Source organism: Nostoc sp. NMS7 (assembly GCF_017115085.1).
Lineage (GTDB): Bacteria > Cyanobacteriota > Cyanobacteriia > Cyanobacteriales > Nostocaceae > Nostoc.
In genome coordinates, this window is the sequence record NZ_JABXKJ010000028.1 from 1 (window position 1) to 13,106 (window position 13,106).

A 13,106-nucleotide genomic window follows, 5' to 3' on the forward strand; every position below is an offset into this window, starting at 1 on the left:
CTAATTGCAGGGTGTTGTTAGTGTCGCTTACTTGTTTTTTGCTCAACAAGTAAGCCCCAATTTCATAGTTACCCTTTTTGAATTTCACTAAAGTTGCTAGGTCTAGAAAGTCTTCAAAGGGTACTATTTTTTGATTACGAATGCTGCTTTTTACCATAGTTTAGGCATCCCCTTTGAACCCGCCCTTTTTTTGTTTTGGGGCGAAGAATATCTGACATAGCCACGAGTGAAAACTGGAACGCTTGGGAACACTCTTGACCAGAACAAGTAAGGACGTTTGCCAGATAAAACTATCACAGTTGCACTCAACCAAACACCAGCCAGCAGTCCCCAAACTATTCCTGCCCCAAACATAATCGCTATGATGAAGCCCACGCCAAACATAAATAAGGCGACTGCAAACTGAAAGCCAGTAAAAATGCCTATTGTTGCATTTTGACCAAGTGACTGATTCACCCGTTTGATGGGCGATTTATTGTACTCGCTCATCACTAACAAGCGGCTGTAACGCCGTTAAATAAGATACTTTGAGCAATCCAAAGCACCAGGATTATGAAAAACACGCCTACGGGCTGTTGAACCATCTGCGTTACTTCCTGTCCTTCACCAATGCCGTTGGCAACCTTAAGCCCAGAAGCCACAAAGTATACAAACAAAAGCACTGTGATGGTTGCATTGATAACTGCGGGAAGTGCTTTGATGGCGGCGGTAGCGGCAGCCGCACCACCAGCGCCGATACCACCAGCGCCGCCGAACATACAAGTCATTGCTGTCTGAGCCGAATCGAATAAGCCCCAACCATAAGAGGGCATCGACTGCATGACAATGATTGTCGCCGTACCTGCCGCGTAAATGTGATGCTGATACTTGCGCCCAATCACCGCGAGTGCCTTAGCCAGAATTTGAGATTGTCTTCTTCGCACAGAATTATTAACAGAATTATTAGATGCCAAGAGAATTGCTCCTTTTCTTCATCGTTCTTCGACAAACATCAAAATCATCTTAGAGATCCTCTTTGATGAAACTCATTCTCTATATCAGCTAAAGTATGCTCTCTAGCTAGTGAGCGAATTTCTTGAAGGGGAGCAATATGACACTTGTATAACTTGCTCATGCCATTTAGACCACCTGTTTTTTTGTTGGTGAATTTCTTGAATTCTGGCAAGTACTTCCGAGCGATATTTAAATATGCTTGCAGTTGCCTTGCAGAAACTTTTGGCTTTAACATCGCTGCAACTTCTGGTCTTGTTAGTTCTTCATTTTGCCAAGCATTCCCCCCTATCCCCATGATTCTGAGAACTTCTTGTCACTTCTAACTACATATAAAAATACCCGCCTTTTTCGTGGCGGGGAAGGGGACATTTTACCCAGTTAGGAAATATTTATAGGTAAAAAGCAACTATTTTTTTTCCTTCGCGTTCCCACTTCTCATTCAGAAGCCAGCAAGTTGTATGAACAACCTTCATTGGATTTCGATGCTTCTTTCCACACCTGAACCAGCTTCGGACAGTATCGTAACTTTCGTATCCTAATACGAACGCCATCTCTTGATAAGTTAATTTCCACTTCTTCTTAAACTCTATTGGGTGCATAGTATTTACTTGATACTTGCATGACGAACTTATTTAATATTTATAGCATAATTAGCTAATCATTTGTTAATGCCTTGTCTTTTAAATCTGAAAAATACTTGGGATTTATTTATCTTAATCTTTCTAAATATAATTAACTGTTGCTAGGAAAATTTCAATTATCTATAATTCAGATATCTTCTGATTCTTAGTCTAATTTATGTCAAATCCAGACGCTCGTTTTCACCAACTATTCCAACCAAAAAAACCAGTTAATCTAGATGACGAAAAGACCGCGCTATTAGCCAATCGTCTAACTCCCACCGAGGAACAAATAACAGATTGGCTACAGTCACCACAAATAAAACAGTGGCTTACCAAACTCCCAATGGGAATAACCAATAATTTGAAGATGGAGGCTGTAAACACCATAATCAAAAATGTTATACAAAACCCAGACAAAGACTGTCGTGTACAATTCGGTAGTGCAGCGATTGGAGTTGATGTCTTACGGTGGCAGCTTTGGGCATCTTATAAATTGCCTTACGCTAGTGGAATCAAAGCTCCAGATTGCCTCTACACGTTGAAAAAATATTTGGATGCTCCCGACTAACTTACCGGATGATACAGTTCTGTATCAGGATTAAATTCCCACCCTAACCCTGCTCTATCTTTACCCTTGCACCATGCCACAAAAAGCGGTGAGTGCAGCTTATTTCTCTGCTCACGTACAGTTTCTATTGCTAAACCAAGTCTTGAAGCTAAACCTTCTTCTGTTAATGGTTGCATTCGAGGAACTTGCCCTTGATAGGATGAATTATTGTAGTACGATTTCTTAGTCCGTCTCGGTTGGTTATTCAGATAATTTTGAATTTTGATAATCGCCTCAGCCAACTGTGTCATTCGGGCTGTCATCTGTTCAATTTTTTGTGATAAATCGGCTATATTATGGATTGTTCCGGTTTCATGGCTATCAGATTCACTTAAAAACTGTGACTCAATATGATCAAGTCGTGAGCAAATAGCTAATATCGCTTCATTGGTCGGATTGAGGTGACTATTGTTACTAGTAACCAAGTAATCCTCAATACTTGCCTTAATCTTAGAGTCCAGGCGTTTATCTAAATCATTGTCACCAATTGCATCAAGGTTATTTAGGGAATCATCTAAGTAGAGTTCGATAAATTCTGTGAGCGTGGCTGTTGCAGTCGTGCCTTTGGAGTTGCAACGGGCGATAAACTGCGACCACATCTTTTCGTCACAGTTGAAAGATGCTAACTTTTTTTTACGCCCTGTATTGCTCATCTCTACGTATCATCTAGGTAAACCGTAACTGTCCGCGCTCATTTAATCGCTTAATTCATCATGATAATTACCTTGATGCTACCATCGTCAGCGCATAAGTGCGATTGCTTTTTAAAGCATGACCGAACAAGCAGGGAGCAGAGGGGATTACTACGCTCGGTCATTTTTTCGGCTTCATAGTAAAATTGTACTATTAAGGATTTTATCTCCGGCTTAAACACTTAGAGAATTGCCTTATCCAATTTTTCATCACCTTAAAATTGTATGAACTGATCGCTGATAGGATGATTAACCATCGGGGGTAGTGCAAGGGGTGAAAATTGACCGTCACGGAAAGGCAAAGGTTTTGTCGCCGGAAGAAATCGGGCGTCTGTTCACTTCGGGGTTAATTACAGTTCGGGATAGAACACTCGGTGCAGTGATGCTGTACACGGGTTGTCGCGTCAATGAAGCAGTTACCCTAAACATTAAAGATGTTTATAACAGCAAGGGACGGATCAGAGCAGAACTGATCATCCGCAAAGGGAACAGCAAGGGGAAGTTAGCTACCCGCACCATTCCAATTTTAGAAGAACTAAGGTGCTTCTTAGCTACTTACAAATCGACAAACTCCCGTGACGGTTTTTTGTTTCCCGGGCGATGGGGTCGTGGTCACTTGCACCCAGAATATGCAAGCCTGATCTTTCGAGAAGCCTGTGAACGAGTGGACATCGAAGGAGCAAGCACCCACAGTTGTCGGAGAACAGCCCTGACACTGATGAGTAATGCCGGAATCCCATTACGAGTCATCCAAGAAATTAGCGGACATCGCAGCTTAGAGCAACTGCAAAATTACCTGGAGGTGGAACCATCCCAAGTACGGGGTGCGATCGCGGCGTTGTCGATGCTATCACCACCATCCGTGAGCAGCAGTAATTTTGACAAGGCAAATGCGAATAACACAGGAATTTCAGCCGAGTGATAGATCAGGAAATATACTTTAGTTGATCTATCTCTGATCATTCACTAATAAGGCGTAAAGTGATTTTTCCCAAAAAGCCATTGACAATTCCATCCGCAACACCTGAACCGATAGCCACTGATAAAATTGAGGCATAGATTGCTCTTTATTTACGTAGCTCAGTCGCGGCGTAGGCACTATTCCGACATCGGCAACACATCTTCATTCAGCAAGGCGTAAAATTCCGGGACTTGAGCCTCCACTCGTCGCAGTTCATTCGCGGCGATCGCTTCCAACTCCAGCACCGTCTCCCAGCGCAAATCCCCAACCCATCGCTTAAGTATGCCCTTAATCGCGTCTACCCCCTGCTTGATACCAGAACGAAGCATTTCCACGCAATGGAGTAAGGTAGTGCGATCTGTTGGGGGTGGGTCAAATTCGGTAGTATCCCCCCCTTCCCTATGGGGTTTCTCTATACAATCATAGGGGGGGGTGGATACGGGTGATAAATCAGCCTCAACCCTATAGCCAGCCTCTCTTGTAGCCTGATAAGAATGGGAGGATACAATGCACTCTCGTTTGCTTTGGCGATGAGCAATTACTTGTTTTGCAAATTCCAATTCCTCTTTAGATAGCGAATAAATTGTCACCTGTTGACCACGCTTACCCTGCTTGCGGGAGGTCAACTTTAGCCCCAGTTGTTCAACTAAAGTACCCAGCAACCAAATCGGTTTACAATCACTGGGGACAGTAAACCCAAGAATTGCTTTCACATGAGCCGCACAAGATGAGGCGATCGCAATCATATTCACTAATTCTGGATCAGTTGCAGTAATCTCGCCCCCAGCTACCAATTTTTGGAGAATCTGATGCAAACCCAAGTTGAACCGTGCCAACCACCGCGCCGAGTAATTACCCCAGTCCATACAGAGAAGTAGCTTTTCTCGTTCGGTGCGGTCTTTGGTGGTAACAAGTTTTGGAGGTTCCGGGTAAACTCTTTCAGTGGTATTATCAATAATTATTCCCTCTGGTTTTGATAAAATGGCTTCAAGTCCAGTGATCGCTCTAATTAATCGACCGCCATTATCGAGTTCGACTAGTTCTCTTGTTACATCGATCCCGTAAGAGTCAGAGATCCGAAACTTCTCGTTTTCAAAAACTTCTTGGGGAGTGAGGTAATCTTTACTCTGACGGGCGCGATACTCACTCGCTGTAATATTATTGGCTCTAGCAACAGCCGAATAATGGGCAGTGTCCAAAGCCGCAGCCGCAATTTTCATCCGTTCACTAGATTCATGATCGTCGTCACTGCCCACTGAGATAAAAGTATTACCCATTTCAGTTAAGAGCAGTCGCAAATCATCACGCAGATTATTCAGAGAATAGTTACGGTTAGCCAGAATTTGACAATAGGCATCTAACGCCCAATCTTTCTCAGCACCACGTTTACCCGAATCTCTGTCAATGCGAATTAAAAAAGCCGTCATAGAGTTCGATTGCAAGAGTCGTTCTTTAATCTTGGTAGCGTTAGTATCTTTATAATCAAAGGGAGGGCGCGGGGCCACCCAAACGTGAAACGGAACTTTTGGGCGATAGCGGTAAAGTTGTTGGGCGCATTCAGTAGCAGTTTGGGAAACTCCATGAAATACACCGAATACAACATCAAAATGATATTCGGCAATGTCTACTCCGGTTCCCAGGCTGGGGGAAGTGAACAAGGCATCGAGGTTTTTAACCGCGTTGGTGATATCTTTGATGAAAGCGACGTTTTCTTCAGATCCAGAATTATCGGAGTGAACAGACCAGATGCGTAGTTTTGGCGACTGTATACCAATGCCACCATTAGACTGACTCAAAGTATTTTCCGATGTCTCTGATTCAGTAGAGTCGAATATCTGCACTAAGAATGATTGTTCAAGTTTCTTAATGAAACGTTTGGAATCAGAAACTACCATGATTTTCTGCCCGTTCATCAACGCTGCCGAAATAGTCGCCACCAGAGCGGAAGAATTACTACCCTCGTACCAGTAAATTGTGCGTGAGCCATTTCTCCATTCGTTCTTGACAATGTACGGGATTTCGTCTTTTGGACGCATGGAGCGAAAGAAGTCCACCGTCAGGTCATCCATGTGAGCATCGGCGATGACAACCAGTGGGGCATTGTATACTATATATTCCAGCACCTCGAGTATGGCTGCTCGATGTTCTTTACAAGTATTACTGTGTAGTAAGTGGGTGAGATACTGGCAGGCTTCATCAATAAATATGCAGCCGTAGGTGAGGGCTTGGGTATTGAGCTTATGCAAGCTGTCGATAGTAATACTAAGAGCTTGGGCTTGGGCCAAACCTGCATAACCCAAGTCAGAGTACATGGCAGTTTCTAGGCGTAGAGCCAGATTTTTCAACAAGTTAACGCGATGCCCATTGTTAAGAAATCGAGCTTCGGGGTTTTGTTCGCGCCACCAGCGCATGAGTTCAGTTTTCCCTGTACCCATGTCGCTCCACAGTACCAGCAGCCCCGACACTGGCATAGTAAGGTAGCGAGATATCTGTGATAAGATTTCTTTTTCCTTTTCAGGGTTTGTCAAGTGGCTGTTTGGGTTGAAGCACTCAAATTTATTGTTGGTTGCTGGCAACTCTACGATCATACTAGAGCGATCAAGCTCAGTTTGATGATGTGTCCCTTGCAAGAATCGGGCTTCTTTCTTAATGAAAGCGTCAGTCAGGTAACGGACGTTAACTGTCACATCGGGTTTATATTTGGTTAACCCCCATTTTCTCGTCCGATACGAGCGCTGATAATCTTTAAGTGATTTGGCATCATTAACGATCGCAGTTAGTAAGGCATCAGCATCTTTACCGCGACCAACCACAAAATCATCAACCCCCTTTTCTGGGCCTGGCAACAATGCCACTTCACCTGTGCAGCCCTGGGATTCGATAGTTCTAATGGTACGAACAGTGGCTTGAAACACTGACCAACGGGTATTGGCTTTGGTTTCGTAGTCGAAAAGAATTATGAACTTGCGTCCCGCCTGAGCCATTGGTACTAAGTCAGGATGCAACCGTTCATCAAAATCTTGTTTGCCCACGCGCCCGTTCCAAATTCCAGGAAGTGCGATCGCTACAAATCCCAGGCTCATCAAGCAAGCAGCTTTCTTCTCACCCTCGCATAAGATAATCGGAATCTCTGGATGCTGTTTCACCCACTCCCAAAAGATTAGCGGATTGAGTTGATCCAGTAAGCGCAGCGCTACTCGGGAATGATAGCGCTTAATTAAATAACGTTTTGCTACTTTGTCCCAGATGGGGTTAGCGACATCGAAGTAGGTAACGCGGTTGGGGGTTTTGGGGGGTGATTCATACTTAACGGGTTTCCCTTTTTCCCAATCAATACGGGGGAAGTTTGGCTTAATCCGCCCCCACTCCATTGGTTGCCAATTTTTAAACGGGTCAAGAGATTGAATCCATGTTCCCCCCAGTAAGAGATGCTGATACATCTTGATGTATGCATCTGTGACTCGACCGGCATTTTTCCGGGGGATTTTATTGGAGATGAACAGGTAGTCGTAAACTGATTCTCCCTCAATGTGGAAGAAACTGCTCTCAATCAGTGCCGGGTGAATGGCGCTACTAACTGTTAGCTCATGGTGTTCAGCAGCCGTGAGATTGTTGGGATATTCAGTTGTCGCGCTATTCATCGGCTCTCCCCTTGGAATTCCTTGGAGAGAGATGTATTTAATCTGAAAAGTTTCTCCTTCGTTCCTCTGCACAAGCGCACAAGCACACAAGCGCGCAAGCGCTCAAGAGCCTCTGTTTCAGGCTGCGAAACTCTTGCTCTATTCAGGATATTCCTGAAATTACCCGATGCCACAGCACAAAGTTGCCGTGCGAAAGCTGCACTATCACATCCCATGCGCTCAAATACAGCGCTTTTGGGTTTGCTATTTATCACGATATTTTCCCCTGATTACTTGGTTGACAAGCTTCAGAGGGGGTTTATTGCGCTGCTACTGCTTTCTGCTACAAAATTCGGGATATTTCTTAATCAAATTTAACTTTACAAAATCTTTTGAATTTCAGCAGCAAAAACTGCCACACGAAACTAGTGTATTTCGTGTGGCTTCTCGTATAATACGAGAAGCAGCGGATTCAATCTCGTCTGACCAGTCAGTGGAATCAAGTCGCCAAACTTCAAATGCCACTGCTTTGGTTCTTGTGAGATAACCCCCCTCTGAGGTTATTCTGTTTTTAAGTCTGGGACAAAACGCCTACTCCTTAGTGGCATTTGTCCTTTAAATTTTTGGTGCTGTTGTATATTTCCCCCCATTTGTTGTTAGTTTTGATCTTACAGAACTTCTGGTATCTAGCATCGTTTTGATTTTTACTTGTGACCTCCACATTTGTTAAGGATTGCTTTAAGGGTAATCGAGGGTTGGTAGCACCTCTGTGTAGGGTATGATTACCCTGGCTCAAGCAGCACCATCTGTGGCTGTTGCCTCTGGTTTGGGCTTGCGCTCGAAAACTTTGATATTGGGTTCCTCCAGCACGAACCCGTTGTCTGTTTGCTGACCGAGTTTACCAGCGTAGACGCTTCGCGGCTTGTCGTTAGACATCGCTGCTACCCACTGTGGGTAATTACTGGTTACATCGGTCAGTTTCTTGTAAATCTTTGGTTTAACTGTGATTGTTGTGATGCGTCCGTCACAGTCTAGGTCAAATTCCTGCCAAGCGTTCTCTACGGTCTTGGGTTGTGGCAGTTCGTTGATAGATTTAATTGTGATTTCTAGTTTTCCTGCAATCATAGCTACCTCTTTTAAGATGCGTAGCTTGCCGCCGTAGGCATCGCTAATGTTGGTAAAGTATCAGATGTATGTACTAACCCCTGTGGATCTGTCAAAATATACTTTTTAATTACTGGTTGAAGAGTAAAAGTAATTTCTTTTGTAATTGGATGTTTAATGCTTTCTAGTAATGACAGGCGTTCAAGTTTTTCTAATGCTTTGACCAATTCGGAAGTTGACAAAGATGCTTTATCTCTTTGATTTATATTAGTTAATAGCTTAACAAAACTAATGGATTGGTAATTTGAAACTATTTCATTCGCTAAATAAATCATAATCTGCCTCTGAATTTTACTTAACACTTGAGTGAACATTTTATCGAGCATTGCTTCAATCTCACTGCTAACAAATGTAGTTTGGTTTTCAAAAAATATTTCAGTACTACCACCGAAAAAGTAGTTAATCCGTTCTCCTACTGTTTCTAGTTCCAATGGATTACCGCTATATGTTTTAATCAACTCATGGCACTTTTGTGGATTAGTTAATCCTTGGGCAGCTAAAAGCTGCATTGCAGCATCTGCATCTAAGCCTTTAATTTTGAGATACTGAATAGATCGTTTAGCCCTTATTAAACTATCGAATTCATTAGGGAAAACTCGCCCAGTTAGAAGCAAGCAGCTTTGGTGCTGGTCTTCCAGTAAGCGACGAAAAAATGTTTCATACTCTAACCGTTGTTCAAAGTTATTTTTCTGGAATAATGCGTCAAATTCATCCAATACCAGTAGACAGCGACGTGATTGCAATTGCTTAATCAACACTGTAATCCTTCCTTGGGTATACTCAGGGAAGTTCAAAGAGGGTTCTACAGTTTGTATTTGTTCTATCAGTTCAGCAACTAAGTCTTGAACTAATGGTGCATGAGACACTGATTTCCAGAAAAAGTAATCAAATCTAGGTTGAGATTTTACACTAAGTGCTGCTATTAACTTCGCAGCCAATGTACTCTTACCAACTCCTGGCACTCCTATTAGTGAAATACAACGCTGCTTGGTTACTAATTCTTCTAAATCAGCCAGTTCCTGCACCCGTCCGTAAAAGCTAGATATATCAGGTGGTTGACCTCCAATAATTTGTAGAGAGTTGTCGGCAGGGGTTACTTGCTTTGCACTTGGTACTGGTTGAGTATGATACTTTTTTGGGGTTACTAGTTCTAAAAAATTCCGCAGATTCTTTTTGTAAACCCGTTCACCATTTCCAATGGTAGCGGACAGTACATCCCATAGTTGAGGAGCTAAACGCCGTTGTAAGTAATTAAGACTATAAGGTGAATTTTCTGCTATCTCCTCGTAATCACAATCATTCCATGTTCCTTTCAGGACAGTGATTTCAGCTTCAGATAAGCGTCTACCTGTCTTAGTAAATACTAGGTCATCTACTACAACCAAAGCATCTTCAAAAGTTACTATTTTGGAACAATTTTGTTCCGGAAAGTTCCGTCCTGTTATGGTAGCCGAAGAGAGGGAAGGATTTAGTGGTAAATTCAGCCTTTGTTCAGCGTTAAAATCCATGACTATCCTTGTGCCAATAGAGAAATAGATATTTTTAAGTTAAATTCCATAACTAGAGTTATTTTAATAGCGTGTCATAACACACATAATCATACTAGGCTTTTCCGTTTGTAATTGCTTATTTTAGCAGGAGTAGCATACAAATTTCTAATATTGTTACTAAGCCCTGAATATGCCTAAATTTATGCCTGTAAGCCAGTTAGTGAGCAACTTAGCAGTGAAATATTTAGTGAGTTAGTTAACACACAAGAGTCAATTCTCATCTGCTTTATATAAGTTTTCCAAATATGTCATGCTATTGTATCAATCCTTTTTGCGATAACCGTCAAAATCCTAATGACATTGAAAACTGCCTGTCGTGTGGTACTTCGCTGCTTATCAACGACCGTATTCGCCTAGTTGAACCATTGAGAGAACTTGGTAATAACCCGTTTAATTATTTTGAAGTTTTTGAAGTAGACGATGCTGGTACTCAATGGAATCCTGGTCTTAATCGGCGAGTCATGAAAGTTCTGAAATGGGATACTCCTAATTTAGTTAAGTTGATCGAGCATGAATCTCTGGCTTTGCAACTGATTCAGCATCCTAATATTCCCGAAAGCACTGTGGACGATTTTTTCATATTTGTTCCTAAGAATAGTCGCCTAATATTACATTGCTTAGTTATGGATAAATTTGAGGGAAAAAACTTGGAGCAATGGATAGAATCTAATGATCCAATTTCACAATCTCTAGCATTAGAATGGCTTAAACAGTTAGTTGAAATTCTTGATACAGTACACCGTTCTGATTTTTTCCATCGAGACATCAAGCCTTCTAATATAGTTCTTCAGCCAACTGGTCAACTAGCATTAATTGATTTTGGTACTGTGCGGCGATTGACTAATACTTACTTAGCTAAAGTTAGTGGGAGTGGGGGGACTAATACAGGTAGGGGAGGACGATACGAAATTACAGCCGTCGTTACGCCCCGTTATACCCCACTAGAACAAATTGAAGGGCAAGCAGTCCCACAGTCAGATTTTTTTGCTTTGGGTCGAACTTTTGTCCAACTAGTTACTGGACTTCAACTGATGGACCTGCCTAAAGATGAACAAACAGGGAGGCTAATTTGGAGGGATAAAGCACGGCAGATTGACAAGCCTTTTGCGGATTTTCTTGATGAATTAATGGCTCCCTTGCCAGGGCAGCGTCCGCAAACTACACGAGTAATTTTGCAGCGCTTAGAGCGCTTACCATTTCAATCAAAGCTTAATCGAGTAATTAAATCAAAGCCATTTAAAATTAGTGCGTTTGTATTAAGCTTAATAAGCATCGCTGGTTTGATATATGCATCCCTACCTGTAGTAGCAAGTTATTATCTAAATGAAGGTAAAAAAGCTCAAAAAGAAAATAGGTTTGATGAAGCCAAAAACAATTTTCAGAAATCAGTTTATTGGAATTATAAGTTAAATCCTTTAGTAGCAAACTTTTTTCTGGAACAAGGGGAAAAATTGCATAAAGAAAATCGTCTTATAGATGCTGAAAAAGACTTTGAATCAGCAGTCAAATACAATCCTAGTTTAACTTATTCAATCTCTAACTTCTATTTCGAGCAGGCTGAACGTCGCGGAATCGCCCCGGAAGTAGCTAAAAAATACTATGAACTAGCTATCAAGTTTAATCCTAAAGATGTAGTGATTTACAATAATTTGGCTTTATTATGTCAAGAATTACTTGATGACGAGTGTGTGAACTCTAGTTATAAAAGACTATTTCAATTAAATCCTAATACCTGGGAAGGGCATTATGGATTGGGAAGTTTTTATGATGACAGAACAGAATACGAATTAGCGGAAATTCAATATAAATTAGCTATAAAAAATAGCAACGGAGATCCACAACCTCTTAATAATCTAGCCAGATTAAAGAATATAACTGGGGATTATAATGCAGCAGTCGCTTTAGCTCTAGAAGGCTTACAAAAAACTAAAGACCCTGAAAGTCAAGCTACTTTGTACAAGAATTTAGGCTGGGCAAAATTAGGGCAAAAGAAGTATAGCGAGGCGAAGGAATATTTAGAAAAAGCGATTAAATTAGACTCCAAAAGAACAGATGCTTACTGCCTGCTAGCACAGGTACATGAAATGAAGGGTGAAATTAATCATGCCAGGATATCCTGGGAAGTCTGCTTGGTTGCAGAGTCTAACCAGTTAGAGGTTCAGAAATGGAGGAAGCAAGTATTAAAGCGGTTATTGGGAGATATTATGCCGGGATCTTCACCATAGGCTTTTTTTTATCACCCAATCCCGTTATGCTACTAACTTGCAGAGAATAAGACAAGATTTTCCAATGCCCAATCCAGCCACACCCAACTCAAGAAACGAAATAGGGAAAAAAGTCTCTAGAGTTCCATTGGTAACAATTGCATCAATAATGCTTCTATCAAACTCTCTTTGCGTATTGGCTCAACCCCAACTAGTAGCAAAGCGTATGTGTATTAATGAAGTTGGTCGAATTGTCAGTGATAGCGATCGCTATCTAGCAGTCGGAAGCGAGATTTGTCTAGGAGATAAGATTAACCCAGCTAATGGAAGTACGGTTAAAGCTGTATGCTATTCCAGTCGTCAGGTTTTAGAATTTCAGCAGAGTGCTGTTTTCGGTGTCTCAGGTATATGTACGCCACCACAGGTTCAAGCAGAACGACGGCAATGTACACCTCTAAATCGGCATGGCTGTCCGAAGATGAAAGGCCCAGGTGAGGATCAAGATTCACTAAAGCTGATTACTCCCTATGGAAATATACTTTTGAATACCCGACCGACAATTTCTTGGCATCCTGTGAAGAATGCTACTAGCTATACAGTAGAGGTCACTAGTTACGAATTTCGTTGGGAAACAGAAATGCGCTCTCTCTGGAATTAACAGACCCAGGCTTTGATTTTAGTGTGCTATGTGA

General features: G+C 41.9%; 11 protein-coding genes. 4 read left to right on the forward strand and 7 right to left on the reverse strand.

What is annotated here, in order from left to right; all coding sequences use genetic code 11:
* Positions 1-150: 150 nt before the first annotated feature.
* From HWQ38_RS02035 to HWQ38_RS02045, 3 genes are read right to left on the reverse strand one after another with little or no spacing between them, the layout of a single operon-like run.
* Complete coding sequence (locus tag HWQ38_RS02035; protein ID WP_273770085.1) at positions 151-489, reverse strand: hypothetical protein; 339 nt, start codon at positions 487-489, stop codon at positions 151-153.
* A 2-nt stretch (positions 490-491) separates the two neighbouring features.
* Complete coding sequence (locus HWQ38_RS02040; RefSeq protein ID WP_292789616.1) at positions 492-953, reverse strand: hypothetical protein; 462 nt, start codon at positions 951-953, stop codon at positions 492-494.
* A gap of 44 nt (positions 954-997) precedes the next feature.
* Positions 998-1,288 (reverse strand): hypothetical protein, encoded by a 291-nt coding sequence (locus tag HWQ38_RS02045; RefSeq protein WP_292789617.1) that lies wholly within the window; start codon positions 1,286-1,288, stop codon positions 998-1,000.
* Between the two features lie 503 nt (positions 1,289-1,791).
* Between HWQ38_RS02045 and HWQ38_RS02050 the strand changes: the two genes are divergently transcribed.
* Positions 1,792-2,184, forward strand: coding sequence for a hypothetical protein (locus HWQ38_RS02050; RefSeq protein WP_292789619.1), 393 nt, complete (start codon positions 1,792-1,794; stop codon positions 2,182-2,184).
* Here HWQ38_RS02050 and HWQ38_RS02055 read toward each other — a convergent pair.
* Positions 2,181-2,876, reverse strand: a complete 696-nt coding sequence (locus HWQ38_RS02055; protein WP_292789621.1) for a hypothetical protein — start codon at positions 2,874-2,876, stop codon at positions 2,181-2,183. The two genes, HWQ38_RS02050 and HWQ38_RS02055, sit on opposite strands and share 4 nt — an antisense overlap.
* A gap of 313 nt (positions 2,877-3,189) precedes the next feature.
* Here HWQ38_RS02055 and HWQ38_RS02060 point away from each other — a divergent pair, with 313 nt between their 5' ends.
* On the forward strand, positions 3,190-3,837 hold the full coding sequence (locus tag HWQ38_RS02060; RefSeq protein ID WP_292789622.1) for a site-specific integrase: 648 nt from the start codon (positions 3,190-3,192) through the stop codon (positions 3,835-3,837).
* 176 nt (positions 3,838-4,013) lie between these two features.
* On the opposite strand, the gene HWQ38_RS02065 is transcribed toward HWQ38_RS02060, so the two are convergent.
* From HWQ38_RS02065 to HWQ38_RS02075, 3 genes are all read right to left on the reverse strand, one after another.
* Positions 4,014-7,517, reverse strand: a complete 3,504-nt coding sequence (locus HWQ38_RS02065) for a plasmid replication protein, CyRepA1 family (RefSeq protein WP_292789623.1) — start codon at positions 7,515-7,517, stop codon at positions 4,014-4,016.
* 771 nt (positions 7,518-8,288) lie between these two features.
* The gene (locus HWQ38_RS02070) at positions 8,289-8,621 is read right to left on the reverse strand and encodes a fertility inhibition FinO-like protein (RefSeq protein WP_292789624.1); all 333 of its coding nucleotides are present in this window, start codon (positions 8,619-8,621) and stop codon (positions 8,289-8,291) included.
* An 11-nt stretch (positions 8,622-8,632) separates the two neighbouring features.
* The gene (locus tag HWQ38_RS02075) at positions 8,633-10,168 is read right to left on the reverse strand and encodes an NACHT domain-containing protein (RefSeq protein ID WP_292789625.1); all 1,536 of its coding nucleotides are present in this window, start codon (positions 10,166-10,168) and stop codon (positions 8,633-8,635) included.
* Between the two features lie 287 nt (positions 10,169-10,455).
* Here HWQ38_RS02075 and HWQ38_RS02080 point away from each other — a divergent pair, with 287 nt between their 5' ends.
* Both HWQ38_RS02080 and HWQ38_RS02085 read left to right on the forward strand, forming a co-directional pair.
* Complete coding sequence (locus tag HWQ38_RS02080; RefSeq protein WP_292789627.1) at positions 10,456-12,435, forward strand: serine/threonine-protein kinase; 1,980 nt, start codon at positions 10,456-10,458, stop codon at positions 12,433-12,435.
* Positions 12,436-12,640: 205 nt separating this feature from the next.
* On the forward strand, positions 12,641-13,072 hold the full coding sequence (locus tag HWQ38_RS02085) for a hypothetical protein (protein WP_292789628.1): 432 nt from the start codon (positions 12,641-12,643) through the stop codon (positions 13,070-13,072).
* The last annotated feature ends 34 nt before the right edge of the window (positions 13,073-13,106 follow it).